Origin of the sequence: Micromonospora sp. NBC_01392, assembly GCF_045040125.1 — a bacterium.
Lineage (GTDB): Bacteria > Actinomycetota > Actinomycetes > Mycobacteriales > Micromonosporaceae > Micromonospora.
Map to the genome: position 1 here is coordinate 5,539,880 of NZ_CP109549.1, position 22,440 is coordinate 5,562,319.

The 22,440-nt window shown below is 74.9% G+C and carries 19 protein-coding genes; 12 read left to right on the top strand and 7 right to left on the bottom strand.

The annotated features are described in order from the left end of the window. Positions 1-96: 96 nt before the first annotated feature. From OG767_RS23760 to OG767_RS23785, 6 genes are all read left to right on the top strand, one after another. Complete coding sequence (locus OG767_RS23760; protein ID WP_405090577.1) at positions 97-1,896, top strand: AMP-dependent synthetase/ligase; 1,800 nt, start codon at positions 97-99, stop codon at positions 1,894-1,896. Between the two features lie 14 nt (positions 1,897-1,910). Then, positions 1,911-3,605, top strand: coding sequence for a GAF domain-containing sensor histidine kinase (locus OG767_RS23765; RefSeq protein WP_405090578.1), 1,695 nt, complete (start codon positions 1,911-1,913; stop codon positions 3,603-3,605). 7 nt (positions 3,606-3,612) lie between these two features. Next, on the top strand, positions 3,613-4,281 hold the full coding sequence (locus OG767_RS23770) for a response regulator transcription factor (RefSeq protein WP_007072219.1): 669 nt from the start codon (positions 3,613-3,615) through the stop codon (positions 4,279-4,281). A gap of 197 nt (positions 4,282-4,478) precedes the next feature. Continuing rightward, positions 4,479-5,291 (top strand): SAM-dependent methyltransferase, encoded by an 813-nt coding sequence (locus OG767_RS23775; protein ID WP_405090579.1) that lies wholly within the window; start codon positions 4,479-4,481, stop codon positions 5,289-5,291. A 94-nt stretch (positions 5,292-5,385) separates the two neighbouring features. Next, the gene (locus tag OG767_RS23780; protein WP_405094288.1) at positions 5,386-7,059 is read left to right on the top strand and encodes a putative bifunctional diguanylate cyclase/phosphodiesterase; all 1,674 of its coding nucleotides are present in this window, start codon (positions 5,386-5,388) and stop codon (positions 7,057-7,059) included. A gap of 86 nt (positions 7,060-7,145) precedes the next feature. Continuing rightward, positions 7,146-7,337, top strand: coding sequence for a hypothetical protein (locus OG767_RS23785; RefSeq protein ID WP_405090580.1), 192 nt, complete (start codon positions 7,146-7,148; stop codon positions 7,335-7,337). 43 nt (positions 7,338-7,380) lie between these two features. Here the strand turns inward: OG767_RS23785 and OG767_RS23790 are convergent, their stop codons facing one another. Both OG767_RS23790 and OG767_RS23795 read right to left on the bottom strand, forming a co-directional pair. Next, on the bottom strand, positions 7,381-8,049 hold the full coding sequence (locus tag OG767_RS23790; protein ID WP_281936710.1) for a response regulator transcription factor: 669 nt from the start codon (positions 8,047-8,049) through the stop codon (positions 7,381-7,383). Then, on the bottom strand, positions 8,001-9,314 hold the full coding sequence (locus tag OG767_RS23795) for a sensor histidine kinase (protein WP_405090581.1): 1,314 nt from the start codon (positions 9,312-9,314) through the stop codon (positions 8,001-8,003). The genes OG767_RS23790 and OG767_RS23795 overlap by 49 nt, the downstream gene beginning before the upstream one ends. A 142-nt stretch (positions 9,315-9,456) precedes the next feature. On the opposite strand from OG767_RS23795, the gene OG767_RS23800 reads away from it, so the two are divergent. Further along, on the top strand, positions 9,457-11,580 hold the full coding sequence (locus OG767_RS23800; RefSeq protein WP_405090582.1) for an MMPL family transporter: 2,124 nt from the start codon (positions 9,457-9,459) through the stop codon (positions 11,578-11,580). A gap of 174 nt (positions 11,581-11,754) precedes the next feature. Here the strand turns inward: OG767_RS23800 and OG767_RS23805 are convergent, their stop codons facing one another. The 4 genes from OG767_RS23805 to OG767_RS23820 form a co-directional block, all read right to left on the bottom strand. Continuing rightward, positions 11,755-12,879 (bottom strand): glycosyltransferase family 4 protein, encoded by a 1,125-nt coding sequence (locus OG767_RS23805; RefSeq protein WP_405090583.1) that lies wholly within the window; start codon positions 12,877-12,879, stop codon positions 11,755-11,757. Continuing rightward, positions 12,876-14,135 (bottom strand): M48 family metallopeptidase, encoded by a 1,260-nt coding sequence (locus tag OG767_RS23810; RefSeq protein ID WP_405090584.1) that lies wholly within the window; start codon positions 14,133-14,135, stop codon positions 12,876-12,878. Before OG767_RS23810 ends, OG767_RS23805 begins: the two co-directional genes overlap by 4 nt. 143 nt (positions 14,136-14,278) lie before the next feature. Further along, positions 14,279-14,515: a hypothetical protein gene (locus tag OG767_RS23815; protein ID WP_405090585.1), complete on the bottom strand. Its 237-nt coding sequence runs from the start codon at positions 14,513-14,515 to the stop codon at positions 14,279-14,281. A 161-nt stretch (positions 14,516-14,676) separates the two neighbouring features. Then, a complete protein-coding gene (locus OG767_RS23820; protein WP_405090586.1) occupies positions 14,677-16,074 on the bottom strand; it encodes an NYN domain-containing protein in 1,398 nt (465 codons plus the stop codon). Between the two features lie 126 nt (positions 16,075-16,200). Here OG767_RS23820 and OG767_RS23825 point away from each other — a divergent pair, with 126 nt between their 5' ends. From OG767_RS23825 to OG767_RS23845, 5 genes are all read left to right on the top strand, one after another. Further along, entirely contained in the window at positions 16,201-17,958 is a 1,758-nt protein-coding gene (locus OG767_RS23825; RefSeq protein WP_405090587.1) for a DEDD exonuclease domain-containing protein, read from the top strand. Between the two features lie 126 nt (positions 17,959-18,084). Further along, the gene (locus tag OG767_RS23830; protein WP_405090588.1) at positions 18,085-19,872 is read left to right on the top strand and encodes a RelA/SpoT family protein; all 1,788 of its coding nucleotides are present in this window, start codon (positions 18,085-18,087) and stop codon (positions 19,870-19,872) included. A 49-nt stretch (positions 19,873-19,921) separates the two neighbouring features. Then, complete coding sequence (locus OG767_RS23835; RefSeq protein WP_405090589.1) at positions 19,922-20,461, top strand: NUDIX hydrolase; 540 nt, start codon at positions 19,922-19,924, stop codon at positions 20,459-20,461. Continuing rightward, a complete protein-coding gene (locus tag OG767_RS23840; protein WP_405090590.1) occupies positions 20,458-21,339 on the top strand; it encodes an NDP-sugar synthase in 882 nt (293 codons plus the stop codon). Before OG767_RS23835 ends, OG767_RS23840 begins: the two co-directional genes overlap by 4 nt. A 52-nt stretch (positions 21,340-21,391) precedes the next feature. Continuing rightward, a complete protein-coding gene (locus OG767_RS23845; RefSeq protein ID WP_107159942.1) occupies positions 21,392-21,679 on the top strand; it encodes an Lrp/AsnC family transcriptional regulator in 288 nt (95 codons plus the stop codon). 63 nt (positions 21,680-21,742) lie between these two features. On the opposite strand, the gene OG767_RS23850 is transcribed toward OG767_RS23845, so the two are convergent. Further along, positions 21,743-22,417, bottom strand: coding sequence for a DUF4142 domain-containing protein (locus tag OG767_RS23850; protein WP_396771321.1), 675 nt, complete (start codon positions 22,415-22,417; stop codon positions 21,743-21,745). Positions 22,418-22,440 lie beyond the last annotated feature (23 nt).

Here is a 22,440-nt window from a genome sequence, read left to right on the forward strand (position 1 = left end):
GGGGAGGCTACCCGGCTCCCCACCGGGGCGGGCGGGTAGGTTTCGACAGAGCCGACCAGGCCGGCCCGGCGCCGGTGCGAGCACGAGGGAGTGCAGGTGCGCGAGTTCTCCGTCCCGCCGATCGTCACCGTCGGCGACGCGGCCAACCTGACCGACCCGGTCTGGGAAAACGCCGAGGTCGCCCCGGACACCGTGCAGTTCGTCCGGCCGGCCGGCGACGCGGGGCCGATCGAGGTGACCTGCCGGCAGTTCCGCGACGAGGTGGTCGCGGTGGCCCGGGGCCTGATCGCGGCCGGCGTGTCCCCCGGCGACAGGGTCGCTCTGATGAGCCGCACCCGCTACGAGTGGACCCTGCTCGACTACGCGATCTGGGCGGCCGGCGCGGTCACCGTGCCGATCTACGAGACCTCCAGCGCCGAGCAGGCCGCCTGGATCCTCGGTGACTCGGGCGCGGTGGCCGTGGTGGTGGAGAGCACCGCGCACGCGACGCTCGTCGCCGGCGTCCGGGACCGGCTGCCCGACCTGCGCGAGGTCTGGCAGATCGAGCTGGACGCGGTGCCCGAGCTGGTCACCGCCGGCTCCTCGGTGGACCCGGCCGAGGTCGAGGTGCGCCGCTCGACGCTCAAGGCCGACGACCTCGCCACGATCATCTACACCAGCGGCACCACCGGCCGGCCGAAGGGCTGCGTGCTGACCCACCGCAACATCTACGCCGACATCGCCAACGCGGTGCCGGTGCTGCCGAACCTGTTCCGCCAGGGCGCCTCCACCCTGCTCTTCCTGCCGCTGGCACACGCGTTCGCCCGGCTCATCCAGGTCGGCGTGGTGCAGGCCCGGGCCACCATGGCGCACTGCGCGGACACCAGCGACCTGGTCGGCGCGCTCCAGGAGTTCAAGCCGACGTTCGTGCTCTCCGTACCCCGGGTCTTCGAAAAGGTCTACAACGGCGCGCGGCAGAAGGCCGAGGCGGACGGCAAGGGCAAGATCTTCGACCGCGCGGAGAAGGTCGCCATCGCCTGGAGCGAGGCGCTGGAGACGCCGGGCGGGCCGGGCCTGGCGCTGCGCGCCCAGCACGCGCTCTTCGACCGGCTGGTCTACGGCAAGCTGCGGGCGGCGCTGGGCGGCCGGTGCCGCGACGCGATCTCCGGCGGCGCGCCGCTCGGCGCCCGGCTCGGGCACTTCTTCCGGGGCGTCGGGGTGACCGTCTGCGAGGGGTACGGCCTCACCGAGACCTCGCCGGCCGCCGCCGCGAACCTGCCCACCGGCACCCGGATCGGCACGGTCGGCCGCCCGCTGCCCGGCGTCACCGTCCGGATCGACGACGACGGCGAGATCCTGATCTCCGGCGACATCGTCTTCCAGGGGTACTGGCACAACGAGGAGGCCACCGCCGAGGCGCTCACCACCGACGGCTGGTTCCGCACCGGTGACCTGGGCCAGCTCGACGCGGACGGCTACCTCAGCATCACCGGCCGGAAGAAGGAGATCATCGTGACCGCCGGCGGCAAGAACGTCGCCCCGGCGGTGCTGGAGGACCAGGTCCGGGCGCACCCGTTGATCAGCCAGTGCGTGGTGGTCGGCGACCGGCAGCCGTTCATCGCGGCGCTTGTCACCATCGACGAGGAGGCGCTGCCGAAGTGGCTGGCCGGGCACGGGCGCCCGGAGACCACGAGCGCCGCCGAGCTGCGCGACGACGAGGCGCTGCGGGCCGAGGTGCAGGGCGCGGTCGACCAGGCCAACCAGTCCGTCTCCAAGGCCGAGGCGATCAAGGTGTTCCGGATCCTGCCGCAGGACTTCACCGAGGCGACCGGCGAGCTGACCCCCTCGCTGAAGGTCAAGCGGCAGGTCGTCCACAAGACGTACGCCACGGAGATCGCGGAGATCTACCGGCGCTGACTACGATCCGTCAGGTGCCCGCCTCCACATCCGGACAGCCGCAGACGCAGCTCCTCGCGGTCGCGGCCCGCGCGGTTCTCCTCGCGCTGGTCGCCGCCCTGACCCTGTTCGCCACCCGCGACGCCACCGAGCTCTGGTGGATCGCCCTGCTCGGCGTCGCCGGGCTGCCCGCCGTCCTGGCCCCGCAGCACCGGCTACTCACCCCGATCAGCCGCTTCGCCGAGGTGGTGGTGCTCGGGCTGGCCGCCAGCCAGGTCGCCGCCGACGCCCACCTCACCGGCGTCACCGACGGGATGGGCGCGTCGGCGGTGCTGCCGTACCTGGCCGTGCCGGTCACCGTGACCGCGCTGCGCCGCCGGTTCTCCGAGGGCGCCGCGCTGCTCGCGGTCACCGCGGCGACGCTGCTGGTCAGCGCCGCGTTCACCGACGTCGGCGGCGAGCCGCAGCTCGGCCAGCTCGGTTACCTCGCGGTCTGCGCGCAGTGGCTGATCCTGGCCGGCCTCGGCCTCTACACCGCCGGCACGCTCCAGCGGGTGATGCGGGTCCGCGGCGAGGGCAAACCCCAGCCGTACGCCGAGGCCACCCGGCTGTTGACCCAGCTCCGGACGGTGGCCCGGCAGCTCCCCGGCGCCACCCTGGACCCGGGCGGCATCTCCGAGCACCTGCTGGAGGAGCTGCGGGTGGTGGCGAAGACCGACCGGGGCGCGGTGCTCTCCGCCAGCGGCGGCGGCCGGCTGGTGGTGCTCGCCCAGATCGGCGCGGACCGGGTCGACTGGGAGACCACGCTCGACGCCGACTCCGCCATCGCCGACGCCTGGGCCAGCCAGCAGCCGACCGTCTCGGCCCGCTCGCAGGCCCGGTCCCGGCACTCCGGCGAGGTGTCCGCGCTGATCGTGCCGCTGGTCGCCGGCGTGCGCACGGTCGGCCTGGTGGTGATCGAGGCGGACACCGGCGCCGCGTACCCGCCGCCGGTGGTGTCCCGGGTGACCGCGCTGACCGGCCCGGCGGCGCTGCGGCTGGAGGCCGCGCTGCTCTTCGACGAGGTGCGCTCGCTGGCCACCAACGAGGAGCGGCAGCGGCTGGCCCGGGAGATCCACGACGGGGTCGCCCAGGAGCTGGTGATGGTCGGGTACGGCATCGACAACGCGCTGGCGTACGTCGACGAGGACCCGAAGGAGACCGCCGAGGCGCTGCGTACGCTGCGGCACGAGGTCACCCGGGTGATCCAGGAGCTGCGGTTGAGCCTGTTCGAGCTGCGCAGCGAGGTGGACCGGCACGGTGGGCTGGCGGCGGCGATCGCCGAGTACGCCCGCACCGTCGGCGCCTCCGGCGGGCTGCGGGTGAACCTGTCCCTGGACGAGTCCACCGCCCGGCTGCCGGCCGCCACCGAGGCCGAGTTGCTGCGCATCGCCCAGGAGGCGGTGACCAACGCGCGCAAGCACGCCGGCGCGTCGAACCTCTGGGTCACCTGTGAGGTGGATCCCCCGTACGCCCGGATCGAAGTGTCGGATGACGGTCACGGCATCGGTGACCAGCGGCCCGAGGGGCACTATGGTCTTGCGATCATGGCGGAGAGGGCGGAACGTATCCGAGGCCGGTTGGAGATCAGGCCGCGGCAACCCAGCGGCACAACCGTGGCGGTGGTACTCGGCTCGTCGCCCCGGCGCGATAAGGTGCGCGGCAGCGCCGCAGCAGCAGAAGGGGAGTAACCCGAGGATGACCACTAGCCCGACACCGGCCACCCGGACCAAGGTTCTCCTTGTCGACGATCACGACCTGATCCGCAAGGGTCTGCGGCACGCCTTCGAGCGGGACCGGCAGTTCGAGGTCGTGGGTGAGGCCGCCACGGCCGCGGAGGGTGTGCGCCAGGCCGGCGCGCTCCAGCCCGACGTGGTGATCATGGATCTGCGACTGCCCGACGGCAGCGGCCTGGAGGCCACCCGCGCGCTGCGCAAGTCCAGCGCCTCGATGGGCATCGTGGTGCTCACCATGTACGCCGGTGACGACCAGCTCTTCGGCGCGCTGGAGGCGGGGGCGAGCGCGTTCGTCCCGAAGACCGCCCCGGCCGACGAGGTGGTGGCCGCCGCCCGGCACGCCGCCTCCTCCCCCAGCGCGTTCACCGCGGCCGACCTGGCCGAGGCGATGAAGCGCCGGCTGGCCCCGTCCGGTCCGCAGCTCTCCCCCCGCGAGGGGCAGGTGCTGCGGCTGCTCGCCGACGGCATGAGCGTGGCCGGCATCGCCAAGCAGCTCTTCGTCAGCGAGTCCACCGCCAAGACCCACATCTCCAAGCTCTACGAGAAGCTGGGCGCGGCCAACCGGGCCCAGGCGCTGATGACCGCGCTGCGGCTGGGGCTGCTGGAGGCCCCCGACGCGCCGAAGTTCTGACGGCACCGCCGGAGAGGCCCCGTCCGCACGCCGGACGCGGGCCTCTCCGGCATTCCGGGCGCGGGTCGACCGCGTACGGTGAACGGCCGGACGCGGAACGGCGGCGGTCTTTGCACCGCGACAGCGGCCGGGCAGAATACCCGGGTGATCCGCGCGGCGGTGACGCCGCGCGTCGCCGACACCCAAGGGGCAGGGACATGCAGCGGCCGGACTGGGCACCCGAGACGATCGACATCGAACGCCCGAGCGTGGCCCGCATGTACGACTACTACCTGGGCGGTTCGCACAACTTCGCGGCCGACCGGGCCGCCGCGCGGGCGATGGTCGAGGCGGTGCCGGAGGCCCCGCTGATGGCCCAGGCCAACCGCGCCTTCCTCCGCCGGGCGGTGCACTACCTGGCCGAGACCGGGGTGCGGCAGTTCCTGGACATCGGCTCCGGCATCCCGACCGTGGGCAACGTGCACGAGATCGCCCAGGGCATCGACCCCGACTCCCGGGTGGTCTACGTCGACGTGGACCCGGTGGCGGTCGCGCACAGCCAGGAGATCCTGGCCGGCAACGAGCGGGCCGCCGTGGTCCGGGAGGACCTGCGCGACCCGGTGGCGATCCTGCGCCATCCGGACGTCACCCGGTTGATCGACTTCACCCAGCCGGTCGCGGTGATGATCGTGGCGGTGCTGCACTTCATCCCGGACTCCGACCGCCCGGAGGAGATCCTGCGGACGCTGCGCGCGGCGCTGGCGCCCGGCAGCCACCTGGTGCTCTCCCAGGCCAGCGACGACGGCCGGGACGGCACCGGCGAGCGGGCCGAGGCGGAACGGGTCTACCGGCGCACCGACAGCCAGCTCTTCATCCGCGGTCGGGCCGAGCTGACCGCGTTGTTCGCCGGGTTCGAGCTGGTCGACCCGGGCGTGGTGTGGGTGCCGCAGTGGCGACCGGACGCCCCCGACCAGGCGGAACACGCCGAACGGGCGGTCTTCATGGGCGGGGTCGGGCGGCTCGGTGCCTGACGACGTGGCCACCGTGACCGCCGCCGGCCGCTGCCGCCCCGGCGTCTTCGCCCGGGCCTGGGCCAAGGCGGTCTCCGGGACCAGCTACCTGCCGATGACCCAGGCGCAACTGGAGGAGATGCTGCAACGGCTCACCGAGCGGCTCGCGCAGGCGATGCGCGCCGACCCGTTCGACCTGCGGATCGGCCAGCAGGTGGGCGCGGAGCTGGTGCAGTCGCACATCGCCTCCGCCGAGGGCCTGGGTCGCACCGTCGAGGTGATCCAGCTCCGGCTGGTCCGCGACCTCGACCTGGACGTCGACGACGTCGAGGACCGGATGTCCCGGCTGCTCGCCACCGTCGCCACCGGGTACGCCCGGGCGCTGCGCGACCGCACGCTGGACGAGCAGGAGTCCATCCGGCGGGCCGCCATGATGGCGCGCGCCCAGGCCGAACGGGCGCTGCGGGACAGCGAGGCCCGGTTCCGGCACCAGGCCACCCACGACCCGCTGACCGACCTGCCGAACCGCACGCTGTTCACCGAGCGGCTGACCGCCGCGATCGTCGCGCCCGGCCGGGGCGCGGACCGGATCGGGGTCTGCTTCCTCGACCTGGACCGGTTCAAGGTGGTCAACGACTCCCTCGGTCACCAGGTCGGCGACTCGCTGCTGGTGGCGGTGGCGCAGCGGCTGCGCCGGACGCTCGGCGAGCACCTGGTGGCCCGCCTGGGCGGCGACGAGTTCGTGATCCTGGTGGAGCGCACCGCCGGCACCGACGACGTGGTCAAGGTCGCCGAGGCGGCGCTGGAGGCGGTACGCGAGCCCGCGCTCGTCGACGGGCACGAGTTGACGGTGTCGGCGAGCATCGGCATCGTGGAGCGGCCGGTGGCCGGCACCTCCCCGATGGAGCTGATGCGCGCCGCGGACAGCACGCTGCACTGGGCCAAGGCCGCCGGCGGGGCCCGCTGGTCGTTGTTCGACGCCGACCGTAACCGCCGCGAGCTGGCCCGGTACGCGCTCTCCGCGGCGATCCCGGCCGCGCTGGACCGGGGCGAGTTCTACCTCGACTACCAGCCGCTGACGTCGCTGCGTGACGGCCGGGTGCTCGGCATGGAGGCGCTGGTGCGCTGGCGCCACCCGGAGCTGGGGGTGCTCCGGCCGGACAGCTTCATCCCGCTGGCCGAGGAGACCGGCCTGATCGTCCGGCTCGGCAGCTGGGTGCTGGCCGAGGCGTGCCGCGAGGCGGGCACCTGGTCGGCGGCGGGTGGCGACGCGCCGTTCGTCAGCGTCAACCTGGCCGTACGCCAGTTGCACCGGGCCGACCTGGTGCCCGAGGTGCGGGGCGTGCTCGGCCGCACCGGCCTGCCCCCGGAACGGCTGCAACTGGAGGTCACCGAGAGCACCATGATGAGCACCGTGGTCGAGCCGGTCCGGGCCCTGCGGGTGCTCGGCGACCTGGGCGTCCGGGTGGCCATCGACGACTTCGGCACCGGCTACTGCAATCTCGCGTACCTGCGGGACCTGCCGGTGACCGAGTTGAAGGTGGCCGGCGAGTTCGTGACCGGGCTGCGCGCGCCGGCCGGCGATCCGGGCGGCCGTACCGACGAGCGGATCCTCGCCTCGCTGGTCTCGCTGGCGCACGCCCTGGACCTCACGGTCACCGCCGAGGGGGTGGAGACGGCCGGTCAGGCGGACCGGCTGCGCGCCATCGGCTGCGACGCCGGTCAGGGCTGGCACTTCGGCCGCCCCGGCTCGGCGCTGCAACACCTCACCCGCGCGCCCGCGGCGTAAGGAGGGGCCCCTTCTTAACGCTTCAGGCATAGGAGGGGGCCCCGCTTAACAACCTGGCCGAACCTTTCCCGACCCCGGAGGCACCCATGACCGGTCAGCGCGTTCTGGCCCTCGTTCTCTTCGTCGTCGCGTTCCTGGCGCTGGCAGCCTCCCGCGCCTTTCCCTTCCTGGACGACGTCCCCGGTGCGGCAAAGGTTGGCATCGCGGTGGCTGGAGCCGCCTGCGTACTGGTGGGTGTCTGGCTGTGGCGGCGAGCCAGCCCCGAATCCGAGGGCTGAGCGGACGTCTGGTTCACGTACCACACCCGGTCGCCGCACCCGGTCAGCCCGCCTGGCGGCGGGTGTCCGCCCCGTCCAGATAGGCCAGCACGGCCAGCACCCGCCGGTTGTCGTCACCGGACGGCGGCATCCGCAGCTTGCTGAAGATGCTGTTGATGTGCTTGTCGACGGCCTTCTCGGTGACGAACAGCCGGGCCGCCACCGCGGCGTTCGACCGGCCCTCGGCCATCAGGCCGAGCACCTCGCGTTCCCGCGCGGTCAGCTCGGCGAGCGGCCCGGCGCCGTCGCGGCGGGCCAGCAACTGGGCCACCACCTCCGGGTCCATCACGGTGCCGCCGGCGGCGACCCGGCGCACCGCGTCGACGAACTGGTCCACGTGCGACACCCGGTCCTTGAGCAGGTAGCCGACGCCGCCGCGCCGGTCGGCGAGCAGCTCACGGGCGTAGAGCTGCTCGACGTGCTGGGACAGCACGAGCACCGGCAGCCCGGGCAGCTCGGCGCGGGCCCGCACGGCCGCCTGCAACCCCTCGTCGCTGAACGTCGGCGGCAGCCGTACGTCGATCACCGCGACGTCCGGCCGGTGCGCGGCCAGCGCGGGCAGCACTGACGGTCCGTTGTCGACGGCCGCCACCACCTGGCAGCCGAACGCCTCCAGGATCCTGGTCAGCCCGTCTCGGAGGAGGGCGAGATCCTCGGCGATGACAACGCGCACGGCAGCTCCATGCTGATGACGGTGGGTCCACCGGCCGGACTGGTCACTGCCATCGTCCCATCGAACGCGGCCAGCCGGCGTCCGGTCCCGGCCAGACCGCCGCCGGCCGCCGGCGCCGCCCCGCCCCGGCCGTCGTCACCGACCACGGCGGTCAGCCGCCCGTCGGCGTGCCGCAGCTCCACCCAGGCCCGGGTCGCCCCGCTGTGCTTGCCCACGTTGGCCAGCGCCTCGGCGACCGCGAAGTAGACGGCCGACTCGACCGGGGCGGCGGCCCGGCCGGGCAGGTCGACGGTGACCTCCACCGGCAGCGGCACGGCCAGCGCCAGCGCCCGTACCGCGCCGGGCAGGCCACGCTCGGCGAGCACCGGCGGGTGGATGCCGCGAACCAGCCCGCGCAGCTCGGCCAGGGCCTGGCCGCTGGTCTCCCGGGCCTCGGCGAGCAGCCGGCGGACCGCCTCCGGGTCGTCACGGATTAGTTGCTCGGCCAGCCCGATGCTCATGCTCAGCGCGACCAGCCGGGCCTGCGCCCCGTCGTGCAGGTCCCGTTCGATCCGGCGCAGCTCGGCGGCCTGCGCGTCCACCGCCTCGGCCCGGGTGACGGTGAGCTGACGCACCCGCAGCGCCAGCGCGGCGCCGCGGGTCGGGGTCAGGAAGAACCCGGCGAACGTCACGTGCAGCCAGACCAGCCAGCGCCCGGTGGCCACCCCGGCGGCCAGCAGCAGCGCGCCCAACGGGACGCAGAGCACCGCCTCGACGAGATTGTCGAGCGGCCAGAACGGGCCGTAGCCGTACCAGACGCCGACGGCACGCAGCACCAGCGGCACGCCGATCAACCCCTCCAGCCCGTACAGCGGGAGGACGAACGCGGCCAGGCACACCGCGCCGGTGACCGCGCCGGGCAGCAGCCAGGCCAGATCCCGCCAGGTCGCCGGGTCGCCCACCACCCACCGGAACCGCCGCCAGGTGCCGAACTGGGCACCGGCCGGCGCGGGCAGGTAGGGCGTGGGCATCTCGACGCCGCTCCACCGGGCCAGCCGGCGGTGCAGCCCGGCGCAGATCCGGACCGCGCCGGTGACCACCGGGAAGAGGGCGAAGCCGACGCCGAACGCCGGGATCAGCAACAGCGCGACCAGCGACAGCACGAACAGGGCCACGTGCGTGGTCAACGACAGCAGCGCGGTCAGCAGCCCCTGGGCGGCGGTCACCGCGGCGGGCCGCAGCCGGGTCCGGAGCAGTGCCCGTACCGATGCGTCCACGAGTTCCATTCTCCGGTATCACCGCCGGTCCGCCGGTGGTGCTGGCACCACCCGTGGAGTCGGGGCGGCACCCCTGACCGGCGGGCCGCCGGCCCGAAGGATCGAGTCAGGGCCCGCGGTCCGCGCCGGGCGACGAGTGAGAGGAACCCTGATGTCCCCGCACCGAACGGCCCGGCTGCCCGCCGGCCGCCGCGGCAAGTACGCCGTCCTCGTCCTCTGGCTGGCGCTGCTCGCGGTCGCCGGGCCGCTCGCGTTGAAGCTGGGCGAGACGCAGGACAACTCGACGCTCGGTGCGTTGCCGCCCGGCGTCGAGAGCAGCCGCGCCGCACAGCGGGCCGAAGCCGCCTTCCCCGAGTCCCGCCGGCAGTTGGCCGTCGCCGTGTACGTCCGCGACACCGGCCTCACCGCCGCCGACCGGGCCCGGGTCGACGCCGACCGGGCGGCCTTCGCCGGGTACGCCGACGGCGGCGCGGTCTCCGCGCCGGCGCCGAGCGCGGACGGCCGGGCGCTGCTGTTCTCGCTCCCGGTCACCCTCGACGAGGAGCGACGCGCCGACGCGGTACGTGCCATGAAGGACCGGCTCGCCGACGCGGCGCCCGGCCTGCGGACCGCGCTGACCGGCGACGCGGTCGCCGAGAGCGACGTCTGGGACGCGTTCGACGGGATGGACGGCGCGTTGCTGCTGGCCACCGCCGTCACCGTCGCCCTGCTCCTGCTCGTCACCTACCGCAGCCCGGTGCTGTGGCTGGTGCCGCTGCTCGCGGTCGGCGTCGCCAACCAGCTCGCCGGCGCCACCGTCTACCTGCTGGCCCGGCACGCCGGCCTGACGGTGGACTTCCAGAGCCAGACCATCCTCACCGTGCTGGTCTTCGGCGTCGGCGTGGACTACGCCCTGCTGCTCATCGCCCGCTACCGCGAGGAGCTGCGCCGGCACGCCGACCGGCACGCCGCGATGGCGGTGGCGCTGCGCCGGTCGTACGGCGCGGTCTGCGCCTCCGCGGCGACTGTCGCGCTCGGGCTGCTCTGCCTCGTCGCGGCGGACCTGCCCGCCACCCGCGGCCTGGGACCGGTCGGCGCGGTCGGCATCGTGGCCGCGTTGCTGGCGATGACCACGCTGCTGCCGGCGGTGCTCGTGGTGTGCGGGCGGTGGCTGTTCTGGCCGTTCGTGCCGCGCCACACGCCCGGCGCGGACGAGCGCGACCTCGGCGCCGACCACGGGGTGTGGCAGCGGATCGCCGGCCTGGTCGGTCGCCGGCCGCGCCCGGTCTGGGTGGGCACCGCCGTCGCCCTGGTCGCGTTGACCCTCGGGATCGGCAATCTCACCCTGGGCCTGCCCGACGACGAGTCGTTCACCACCGAGGTCGGCTCGGTCGCCGGTCAGCGGCTGGTCGCCGCCCACTACCCGGGCGGGTCGGTCGCGCCGGTCGAGGTGCTGGCCGCCGCCGGCACGGCCGATTTGGTCACGGGCGCGGTCCGCGCGGTGCCGGGCGTCGCGGAGGTGGGCGGTCCGCAGCGGTCCGCCGACGGTCGTTGGGTACGCGTCACCGCGGTGCTCGCCGCCGCCCCGGACAGCGCCGCGGCCCGGGACACGGTGGGCCGGCTGCGCACCGCCGTGCACGCGGTGCCCGGGTCGCAGGCGCTCGTCGGCGGGCGCACCGCGACGCTGCTCGACGAGCGACGCACCGTGGACCGGGACAACCGGGTGGTCATCCCGCTGGTGCTCGCCGTGGTCCTGGTGATCCTGATGCTCCTGCTGCGCGCGCTCGTCGCGCCGCTGCTGCTGATGGCGAGCGTGGTGCTGTCGTACGCGGCGGCGATGGGCGCCGCCGGGCTGCTGCTCGACGCGTTGGGCCACCCGCGGCTGTTCGTCGGCGTGCCGTTGCAGGCGTTCCTGTTCCTGGTCGCCCTCGGCGTGGACTACACGATCTTCCTGATGACCCGGGCCCGGGAGGAGACCGCGTCGATCGGGCACCGGCCCGGGACGCTGCGGGCGCTCACCGTCACCGGCGGCGTGATCACCAGCGCCGGGGTGGTGCTGGCGGCCACCTTCGGCGCCCTGCTGGTGCTGCCGCTGGTGCCGTCGGTGCAGATGGGGGTGATCGTGGCGGTCGGGATCCTGCTCGACACGCTCCTGGTTCGCAGCCTGCTGATCCCGGCGCTGACCCTGGACCTGGGCGTGCGTGTCTGGTGGCCGGGACGGCTGTCGCGTCGCACGGCCGAGCGTCCGGAGGAGGCCCCGCCCACCGCGTCGAGGAGAGAAGCGGCCCCCGCCTGACACGTCGCCGCCGGCGAGCCCGCGCCGTCCGCCCGGAGTGCCACGACCTCGCCCTCGGGGCGGGACGCGGTTCGGGGGCGGGCGGGCGGCGCGCTCGACGGGTCCGGGCGGGAAGCGGCGCACGGGTGAGGCGGAGACGGGACGGCGGTGGCCGGTGAACCGCTCGGGCGTCGGTCAGCCGGCGAGCAGTGTGGCCATCCGCTCGGCCTGGGTCTCCCAGCGCCACTCCCGCTCGACCCAGGCCCGGCCGGCCGCGCCGAGCTGGCGTGCGAGGTCGCGGTCGGCGAGCAGGGTCGCCACCCGGTCGGCGAGCTGGGCGACGTCCCGGCCCCGGACCACGTACCCGGTCTCCCCCTCGCGGACCGCGTCCGGCGCGCCACCGGAGTCGCCCGCCACCACCGGCAGCCCGGTCGCGCTCGCCTCCAGGTAGACGATGCCGAGGCCCTCCACGTCCAGCCCACGGTTGCGGGTGCGGCAGGGCATCGCGTAGACGTCGCCGGCGGCGTAGTGCGCGGGCAGTTCGGCGCTGGGCACCGAGCCGGTGAAGACCACGTCCCGCTCCACCCCGGCCTGCCGGGCCAGCTTCTCCAGGGTGGCCCGGTAGGGCCCGCCGCCGACCACCAGCAGCGCGGCGTCCGGCACCCGGCGGTGGATCTCCGGCAACGCCCGGATCAGCGCGTCCTGCCCCTTGCGCGGCACCAGCCGTGACACGCACACCACGACCGGCCGGTCGGCGAGGCCGAGCCGCGCCCGGACCGGCTCGCCGTCGACGCCGGGATGGTAGGTCTCCACGTCGACGCCGGGCGCGAGGCGGCGCAGCTCGGTCAGCCCGTCCAACGCCCGGGCCAGCCGCACCCGGGTGTACTCGCCGAGGTAGGTGGTCACGTCCACGCCCCGGCCGATGCGCCGCAGCGCGGACCGGGCGCCGGGCAACGCGGCCCAGCCGACCTCGTGCCCGTGCGTCAGCGCCACCGCCCGGCGGATCCCGGCCCGGCGGCGCAGCCCCGACGCGAGCAACCCCAGCGGCGCCGCCGCGCCGAACCAGACCGTGTCGCAGTCGTACGCCCGGGCCAGCCGGGCCGCCCGACGGGCGATCAGCGGCGTGGGCAGCAGCACCCGGGTGCGTTCCCGGACCACCTCGAACGGCTGGTCGGCGTCGAACTTCTCCGCGTCCCGCCAGCTCGACGCGTAGACCACCACCGAGCCGGGCGGCTGGCGCACCGCGAGGTTGTGCACGAAGGACTGGATGCCGCCGGGGCGGGGCGGGAAGTCGTTGGTGATCAGCAAGGTGCGGCTCATCGGCCGTGCTCCCTGGCGTAGGCGCGGGCGGCGGCCATCCGCTCCACGGTGGACGGGTGGGACGCCGACCACAGGTACTCCCAGCGCGGCGGGTCGGGGTCGGCCAGGTTCACCCCGGCCAGCCGGCGCTGCATCGCCTCGAACGTCGTCGGGTCGCCGGTGAGCGCCAGCGCGTGCGCGTCGGCCCGCGCCTCCACCCGTCGGGAGACCAGCGCCTGCACCGGGGTGGCCACCAGCCCGACCACCGTGACCAGCGCGACGAGCAGCGGGAACGCCCGCGGCTGGACGATGGAGTCGACGCCGGCCAGCCGCAGCAGCGGGGCCCAGGAGCCGACCAGGTACAGCGCCACCACCGCGGCGGCGGCGCCGAGCGCGCCGATCAGCGTGCCGGTCCAGACGTCGCGGTCCTTGGCGTGCCCCAGCTCGTGGGCGACCACGCTTGTCACCTCCGCCGGTTCCGCCTCGCGCAGCAGCGTGTCGTAGACCACCACCCGCCGGGTCGGCCCGAGCCCGGAGACGTAGGCGTTCACCGCCCGGGTCCGCCGGGACGCGTCGGCGACCAGCACGTCGCGGACCGGGACCCCGTCCCGGGCGGCCATGGCGGTCAGCTCGGTGCGCAGCGGGCCCGGCTCCATCGGGGTGAACCTGTTGAACACCGGTTCGACGAGCACCGGCAGCACGAACGACAGGATCACCACCAGGGCGGCGGCGCCGGCCGCGCCGTACGCCCACCACCACCGGGGGGCGAGCCGGACCACCGAGTAGAAGGCGAGCAGGACGAGCGCGCCGAGGACCGCGCTGACCGCGTACGACTTGAGCAGGTCGACCGTCCAGCCGCCCCAGCCCTGGGTGCTCAGCCCGTAGCGGACCAGCACGGTGCGCCGCCAGGCCGCGAACGGCAGGGTGAGCAGGTCGGCGAGGACCATGACGCCCAACCCGCCGAGCACGGCCTGGGCCACCCAGTGCCCGCCGAAGGGCCGGCCGGCCAACTCGACCAGACGCCCGCCCAGCGGGGTGAGCCCGAGCAGCAGCGCCACCACCAGACCGACGACGAGCGCCGACCAGCCGGCCGGGCGCAACGCGCCGCTGAACGCCCGGCCTCGGGCCACCTGCTCGACCGGGAGCGCCCGCAACGCGGCGAGCTGGTCGGCGCGGGGCGCCGGCGGCCGGCTCCACGGCACCAGCAGCGCCACGGTGACGACGAGCGCCACCGCCAGCCCGGCCAGGGTCAGCAGCGCCCAGGCGCGCGGGCTCACCACCCCACCCCGCCGTCGCCACCCGTCCGCGTCATGCCGCTCCCCTCCCGCCGTGACCGCCCATCCTATGGCCCGGGCGCGGCGGGACGGCCCGGTGCCCGGGCGGCGCCGCCTGGGTGGGGCTGTGGACGACGGGCGGCGGGTCAGGCCACCCGGCGGCGGCGGGTGGCGCGACGGGGTGCGGGTGCGGATGCGGGTGCGGGGGTGGCCGCCGGTGGCAGCACCTCCACGTCGAAGCCGGCCCGGGCGAACACCTCGATCGCCCGGTGCTCGGCCGGGCCCAGGTCGGCCGCCGGGGATTCGGGGTCGAGCAGCGCGGTCACCAGGCACCCGGCGCAGCCGGCGCCGCGGATGCCGCAGCCGTCGCAGTCGATGAGCATGAACGCCTCCTGACGCGGTCGCCGGTGGCGGTCGGGGAAGGGGCCACCACCGTCGGTCACCGCAAGGCTATGCGTCGGGTACGACAGAACCGGACAACGAGGCAGCACCCACCCCGAAAACGATCATCCAGTCACCAGTCCGCCGAAGCGGCGCGAGCGGGTCAGGAGCGGGCGAGCCGGCGCAGCAGCGAGTCGGCGCCCAGCGGGTACGCGCCGTGCCGGCGTACCCCGTCGGCGACCTCGCGGTCCGACGAGACGACCACCACCGGCCGGCCGGCCGGCTCGGCGCGGACCAGCCGCCGGATCAGCTCGTCCGCGGTCTCGCCCTTGCGGGAGAAGAGCACCCGTACGCCGCGCGGCGCCGGCGGCAGCCCGTGGATCCGCTCGGCGCCGTCGAAGACCACGGTGACCTCGTCCCCGGTCTGCGCCGCGATCCCGCCCAACCCGGTGATCAGCCGCTTGCGCTGCTGCTCCAGCGACATCTCCCCGAAGCCGCGCTTGGTGACGTTGTAGCCGTCCACCACCAGGTGCGCCCGGGGCAGCGCGAGAAGCTGGTCGAGCCGGGCCGGGTCGTCGGTGTCGCGGGCCCGGGTCGCCGGTCCGGCCTGGGCGGCGCCGGGCTGGTCGGCGAACGCGTCGGCGACGAAGTCCGCCGGCAGCGTGTCCACCGGGTCGAGTGCCAGCTCCCGGCGTAACCCGACCGCGGCCTGGCCGATCGTCTCCAGCAGCAGCCACAGCCGGGCGTCGTCGACGGAGCGGGCCTCCTTGGCGCTGGCCCGGGCCACCCCGGCGGCGGCCTCCGCCTCGGCCAGTCGGGCCCGGGCGCGGCGCAGCTCGGCGTCCGCGTCGGCCGCCGCGCGGGCCGCCCGGCCCCGTTCGGTGGCCAGCAGCTCGGTGGCCCGGCGCTCCCGGGCCTGGGTCTCCCGCAGGGTACGGGCCAACTGCCGGGCCTCCTCGCGGAGCTGGCCCAGCTCCTCGCGGACCCGGGCCAGCTCGTCGCGGAGCTTCTCGGCCTCGACCCGGGCCACCGCCCGGTCGTGCTCGGCGCGGGTGGCCCGCTGCTCGGCCTCCCGGACCAGCTCGGCCACGACCGCGCTGTCCGCCTCGGCGCGCACCGCCTCGCCGCTGGCCTCGATCAGCTCCCGCCAGCCCCGGGGCCGGGCCAGGTAGGCCAGCGCGGCCACCTCGACCGGGTCGGCGGCGGCCGGCGCGGTGCCCTCGACCACCGCCGCGCCGAGGTCACCGGCGTCGGCCAGCACCCGGGCGGTGACCCGCTGCCGGAACAGCGGGTCGGCGGTGAGCTGGGCGGCGATCACCGGAGCGCCGAGCCGGGCGCGGCGGTTGGGGGCGAACTTGGCGACCCGGCGCAGCGGCACCGGCACCTCGTCGGCGGGCAGGCCGGGCAGGACCGCGGCGGTCAGCGCGACGATCCGCTGGCGGACCGGCTCGGGGAGCGTGGGCTCGGGCTCGGGCGGCGACGGGTCCTCACCGGGCTCGGGCGCGCCGACCACCGGCTCCTCCGCGGAGGAGCGGTCGTCGTGCGGCTCGGTGAGGGGCATGTGGCAAGTCTCCCACCCCGAACGGGCCCACCGCCCGGTGAGTGAGCCGATCTCTCATCGTACCCCCGTGGTATCAGCGGGGCCGGAGTGACGCGAGTGTCGGACCGTGCCGTTACCGTCCCGCTGGTGACGGGAACGGAGTACGTCCAGGAGTCGCTGGCCGGTCTGGACCGGGCGGCGGGCAGCGGCGTCGACCCCGCGCTGCCGCTCTACGCGACCACCTTCGTGGTCGTCGACCTGGAGACCACCGGCGGCGCGCCGGACGGCGGCGGGATCACCGAGATCGGCGCGGTGAAGGTCCGCGGCGGCGATGAGCTGGGCGTGCTCGCCACGCTCGTCAACCCGGGCGTGCCGATCCCGCCGTTCATCACCGTGCTGACCGGGATCACCCAGGCGATGCTGGTGCCCGCCCCGCCGATCGAGCAGGTGCTGCCGAGCTTCCTGGAGTTCCTCACCGACGCCGTGCTGGTGGCCCACAACGCCCCCTACGACGTGGGCTTCCTCAAGGCCGCCTGCGCGAAGCACGGCTACCGCTGGCCCAACCCGCGGGTGCTGGACACCGCCGCGCTGGCCCGGCGGGTGCTCACCCGCGACGAGGTGCCCAACCGCAAGCTGGGCACGCTGGCCGGCTACTTCCGCACCGCCACCCAGCCCACCCACCGGGCGCTCGACGACGCCAAGGCCACCGTCGACGTGCTGCACGGGCTGATCAGCCGCCTGGGCGGGCACCGGGTCGACACGATCGGCGAGGCGATCGAGTTCGCCCGGGCGGTCACCCCGACCCAGCGCCGCAAGCGGCACCTCGCCGAGGGGCTGCCGAAGGTGCCCGGCGTCTACATCTTCCGGGCCGCCGACGACCGGCCGCTCTACGTCGGCACGTCCGGCGACATCGCCACCCGGGTGCGCAGCTACTTCACCGCCGGCGAGAAACGGGCCCGGATCTCCGAGATGCTGGCCGCCGCCGAGCGGGTGGAGGCGGTCGAGTGCGCCCACTCGCTGGAGGCCGAGGTCCGCGAGCTGCGGCTGATCGCCGCGCACGCCCCGCCGTACAATCGCCGGTCGAAATACCCGGAGCGCCAGGTCTGGCTGAAGCTCACCGACGAGGCGTACCCCCGGTTGTCGGTCGTCCGCGACCTCGGCCCCACCGACACCGCCTACCTCGGCCCGTTCCGGTCCAAACAGGCCGCGGAGCTGGCCGCCGCCGGCTTCCACGACGCGGTGCCGCTGCGTCAGTGCACCCACCGGCTCTCCCGGCGCACCACCATGCCGGCCTGCGCGCTGGCCGAGCTGGGTCGCTGCCCGGCGCCCTGCGAGCACCGGATCACCCCGGAGGAGTACGAACACGCCGCCGCCACCCCGTTCCGCACCGCCACCCGCGACGATCCCGCCGTGGTGGTCGACGCCCTGCTCGCCCGGATCGAGGTGCTGTCCGCCGCCCAGCGCTACGAGGAGGCGGCGGTGGCGCGGGGCCGGCTGGTCGCGGTGCTGCGCGCGGCGGTCCGGATGCAGCGCCTGGCGGCGTTGACCGGCATCGCCGAGCTGGCCGCCGCCCGGCCCGCCGCCCGGGGCGGCTGGGAGCTGGCGCTGGTCCGGCACGGGCGGCTCGCCGGGGCCGGCGTGTCGCCACCCGGTGTCCACCCACGACCGACCATCGCGGCGATCCGGGCCACCGCCGAGACGGTGCTGCCCGGGCACGGGCCGGTGCCGGCGGCCACCGCCGAGGAGACCGAGCGGATCCTGTCCTGGTTGGAACGGCCGGAGACGCGGCTGGTCGAGAGCACCGCCGGATGGGCCTCGCCGGTGGCCGGCGCGGGACGCTTCCGTGAACTGCTGGCGAAGGCCGAGAACGGCGGATCCCACCAACTCTCGACCGAACGCTCATGACCAAGTGTCCGATCGGACGACGCCGACTCCCTTAGGCTGTTGAAGAAGTGCAGCACTGCCCGATTCGCGGGTCTGCTCCCGGTCACCGGCCCCGGTGACCGCGGGCCGGGTGAGGAGGTGTCCCAGGTGGACGTCGACGCCGGACACGGCGCCGCCCTGGGCGGCGCCCTTCCGAACCAGGGCGAGCTACCGCTCACCCGCCGGCTGCGTTCGCTGCTCACCTGGCCCACCGCCGACGGCGACCCGGTCACCGCGCTGGTCCGCGCCCATCGTGGCATCCACGCCAGCGCCGACGTCTCGGTGCTGCGCCGGGCGTACACGATCGCCGAGAACATGCACCGCGGCCAGTTCCGCAAGAGCGGCGAGCCCTACATCACCCACCCGTTCGCGGTGGCGCAGATCTGCGCCGACCTCGGCATGGACACCACCACGCTGGTCGCCGCGCTGCTGCACGACACGGTGGAGGACACCCGCTACACGCTCCAGGCGCTCCAGGAGGACTTCGGCCGCGAGGTGGCCCACCTGGTCGACGGCGTGACCAAGTTCGACAAGGCGTTCTACGGCAAGGCCGCCGAGGCGGAGACCGTCCGCAAGATGATCGTGGCGGCCGGCAAGGACGTCCGGGTGCTGGTCATCAAGCTGGCCGACCGGCTGCACAACATGCGGACGCTCGGCGTCCGCTCCGCCGCCTCGCGGGAGCGGATCGCCCGCAAGACCCTCGACGTGCTGGTCCCGCTCTGCGACCGGCTGGGCATCCAGACGCTCAAACGCGAGCTGGACGACGTGGTGCTGTTGCACCTGCGGCCCGAGGAGCACGCGCGGATCGCCCGGTTCGTGCACGACCGACCCGGCTGGGACGCCTACCTCGCCGACGTGGTGGCCCGCACCCGGGCGGCGCTGCGCCGCAGCCGGGTGGACGCCGACGTCTCCCCCCGCCCGCGGCACCTCTACTCGATCTGGAAGGACACCGTCGCCGGCGGCCACGCCGCCCCGTACGACCTGCCCCGCATCGCCATCGTGGTGGACGGCCCGGCGACCGACTGCTACGCCGCGCTGGGCGCCGTACACGGGCTCTGGCGACCGGTACCGGGCCGCTTCAAGGACTTCATCGCCTCCCCGAAGAACAACCTCTACCGGTCGCTGCACACCAGCGTCTGCGGCCCGCAGGACCGCACGGTCGAGGTGCTGATCCGCACCACCGAGATGCACCGCTCCGCGGAGTACGGCGTGGCCGCCCACTACCGCTTCCCGCGCGCCGCCGGCCGGGCCGCCGACCGGACGGACGAGCTGTCCTGGCTGCGCCGGGTGCTCGACTGGGAGCAGGACACGGTCGACCCGACCCAGTTCATGGCGTCGCTGCGCTGTGACCTGTCGGAGGCGCAGATCCAGGTGGTCGCCGACGGTCGGCAGCTGGTGCTGCCGGCCGGGGCCACCCCGGTCGACCTCGCGTACGAGCTGGGCACCGAACGCGGCGACCACTGCCTCGCCGCCCGGATCAACGGCCGGCTGGCCCCGCTCTCCTCCGAGCTGGAGGAGGGCGACGTGGTGGAGATCTTCACCGAGAGCGACGCGGAGAGCGGCTTCGAGGCCGACGTCGCGCCCCGCGGTCCGCGCCGGGAGTGGTTGGGCTTCGTCAAGTCCCCGCACGCCCAGATGCAGATCAACAGGTGGTTCGCCGAGCACACCGAGCCGGGCATCTCGATCGCCGACAAGGTCCGGCTCGGCCGCGCCTCGATCGGCCTGGCGCTGCGCAAGCACAACCGGGGCCTGGCCAGCGACCTGCCCCTGCTGCGGCTCTCCGAGGAACTGGGCTACCCCGACCTGGAGACGCTGCTGGTCGCGGTCTTCGACCGCTCGGTCGAGCCGGACGCGGTGGTCCAGCAGCTCATCGACCTGGTCGACCACCGGCAGTAAGGTGAAGGGCCTTCGCCCCCGCCGACCCGCCTGCCACTAGCCTGAACGCATGATCCCCCGCGCGCGTGCCACCGGACGGGCCTTCGGCTACCGCCTCTTCTACCGGTTGCCGGTCCCGCTGCGGCGGCGGCTGGTCCGGCTGGCCGTGCCGAAGTACATCGTCGGCGCGGTCACGCTGGTCCGGGACGCGGAGGCCACCGGCGCGGGACGGATCCTGCTGCTGCGCCAACCCCCCGGCCACAGTTGGAGCCTCCCCGCCGGCCTGCTGCAACGCGGTGAGCCCCCGGTGGTCGGCGCCGCCCGGGAGCTGCACGAGGAGTCCGGCGTCCGGCTCTCCCCAGACCGGCTCCGGCCCGCGGTGCCGAACGCGGTGGTGCACGCCAAGGGCTGGGTGGACGTGGTCTTCGAGGTGACGGTGCCGGCGTCGAGCACCACGCTCAAGGTGGACGGGGCCGAGGTGTTGGAGGCCGCCTGGCACCCGCTCGACGATCTGCCCCGGCTCAGCCGCGCCACCGCCAACCTGCTGGCCCACTACGGCATCGGCCCACGCGCCGGCGAGGTCCCGCCGGCGACGCCACCGAGCGCGTGAACGCACCGGTCCCCGACTCGTCCGGCCCGGCGGCCGGGGTCGAGGTGTGCGCGGTGGTGCTGGCGGCCGGCGCCGGCACCCGGTTGCGCCCGCTCACCGAGCGGGTGCCCAAGGCGCTCTGCCCGGTCGGCAACGTGCCGCTGCTCGACCGGGCCCTGGCCCGGCTCGCCGGCCTCGGTCTGACCGGCCCCGAGCGGGTCGCGGTGAACGCCTGCTACCTGGGCGACCAGGTGACCGCGTGGGTCGGCGACCGGGCCCACCTCTCCGTCGAACCGGGCGAACCGCTGGGCACCGCCGGCGGCGTCGGCCGGCTGCGCGACTGGATCGCCGGGCGGGGCGTGCTGGTCGCCAACGCCGACGCGTACCTGGCCGACCCGGCGGCGCCACCCGGCCCCGACGTGGCCGCGCTGTGCGACGGCTGGGACGGGCGGAGCGTACGCCTGCTCGGTCGGCCGGCGGACGACCCGGCCGCCCCCGGCACCTTCGCCGGCCACCGCTTCGCCGGTCTGTCGCTGCTGCCCTGGCGGCTGGTCCGGGACCTGCCGGCCACGTTCGACGAGCTGGTCCGGGCGGTGTGGCGGCCGGCGGAGGCGGCCGGGGCGCTGACCGTGGTCCGCTACCCGGGGACGTTCTACGACACCGGCACACCGGCCGACTACCTGGCCGCCAACCTGCACGCCGCCGGTCCTGCCGGGCTGGTCGACCCGTCCGCGACGGTGGCCGGGCCGGTCACCCGCTCGGTGGTCGGCGCCGGCGCGCGGGTCCACGGCGCGGTCGACCGGTCGGTGATCTGGCCGGGCGCGACGGTCGCCGCCGGGGAACGCCTCGACGGCGTGATCCGGGCCGGCGCCGACCTGACCGTCCCGGCCGCGCGGTGACCGGCGTGGGCTCTAGCATGGGGCTCGTCGCCGACGAACGGAGAAACGTCCCGTGATCACCGCGATCGTGCTGATCGACTGCGCCACCGACTCCATCCCCGAGGTGGCCGAGAACCTGGCCGCCCTGCCCGGCGTCAGCGAGGTCTACTCGGTGGCCGGGCACGTCGACCTGATCGCCATGGTCCGGGTCCGCGAGTTCGAGCAGATCGCCCAGGTCATCGCCGGGAGCATCTCCAAGGTGCCCGGTGTGCTCAACACCGAGTCGCACATCGCGTTCCGGGCCTACTCGCAGCACGACCTGGAGGAGGCGTTCGCGATCGGGCTGGCCAGCGCCGACTGAGACGCCGGTGGCCGGCCCACCCCGGCGAGGGGCGGACCGGCCACCGCCGGTCGTGCGGTCGGGTCAGCTCTGCGCGGGCGCCGGGGTCTCCGTGGTGCCCGGAGCGGGCTCCTCGGTCCCGGTGCCGCCCGGCGCGGACGACTCGGTGCCGCCCGGTGCCGGCGACGTGGTGCCGCCCGGGCTGGGCGTGCCGCTGGCGCTGGTCTGCGGCACCGGGACGCCCAGCGTCTGGGCCAGCGCCACCAGCGCGTCGTAGTGTGCCTGCAGGACCGGCAGCGCGTCCTGGGCGAGCTGCACCACCGACTGCTCGGAGCCCTGCGAGATCTCCGTCTGGGTGGCCTGGATGGCCTGGACGTGGCCGGCGAGCTGGGCGGTCACCCACGCCTTGTCGAACTGGGCGCCGTTGAGCCCGTTCAGCTTGTCGAGGACCTTCTGCTGGTCGGCGGTCGGGTCGGCCGGCAGCTGCACGTTGAGCTGCTGCGCGGTCGACTTGACCGTCTGGTCCAGCTGGGTGTGGTCCGTGACGAACATCTTGCCCAGGTCCTTGACCTGCTGGTTCTGGCCCTTCTGCTGGGCCAGGTTACCGGCGGTGATCTCGAACAGGTTGACCTGGTGCACCGCCTGCAGATACTGGGTGTCCTGCGTCGACGGCTGCGCCGCGGCCTGTGCCGCGGCGGCGGGCGCCAGCCCCACGACCACCAGCGCGGCCAGCAGACCCAGGCGTTTGATTCCCCACATGCGTTCCTCCCCCATGAGACGTC

Coding starts and splice junctions, on each gene's coding strand:
- OG767_RS23770 (WP_007072219.1), top strand. CDS start 3,613: ATGACCACTAGCCCGACACCGGCCACCCGGACCAAGGTTCTCCTTGTC.
- OG767_RS23775 (WP_405090579.1), top strand. CDS start 4,479: ATGCAGCGGCCGGACTGGGCACCCGAGACGATCGACATCGAACGCCCG.
- OG767_RS23780 (WP_405094288.1), top strand. CDS start 5,386: ATGACCCAGGCGCAACTGGAGGAGATGCTGCAACGGCTCACCGAGCGG.
- OG767_RS23785 (WP_405090580.1), top strand. CDS start 7,146: ATGACCGGTCAGCGCGTTCTGGCCCTCGTTCTCTTCGTCGTCGCGTTC.
- OG767_RS23795 (WP_405090581.1), bottom strand. CDS start 9,314: ATGGAACTCGTGGACGCATCGGTACGGGCACTGCTCCGGACCCGGCTG.
- OG767_RS23800 (WP_405090582.1), top strand. CDS start 9,457: ATGTCCCCGCACCGAACGGCCCGGCTGCCCGCCGGCCGCCGCGGCAAG.
- OG767_RS23805 (WP_405090583.1), bottom strand. CDS start 12,879: ATGAGCCGCACCTTGCTGATCACCAACGACTTCCCGCCCCGCCCCGGC.
- OG767_RS23815 (WP_405090585.1), bottom strand. CDS start 14,515: ATGCTCATCGACTGCGACGGCTGCGGCATCCGCGGCGCCGGCTGCGCC.
- OG767_RS23820 (WP_405090586.1), bottom strand. CDS start 16,074: ATGCCCCTCACCGAGCCGCACGACGACCGCTCCTCCGCGGAGGAGCCG.
- OG767_RS23835 (WP_405090589.1), top strand. CDS start 19,922: ATGATCCCCCGCGCGCGTGCCACCGGACGGGCCTTCGGCTACCGCCTC.
- OG767_RS23850 (WP_396771321.1), bottom strand. CDS start 22,417: ATGTGGGGAATCAAACGCCTGGGTCTGCTGGCCGCGCTGGTGGTCGTG.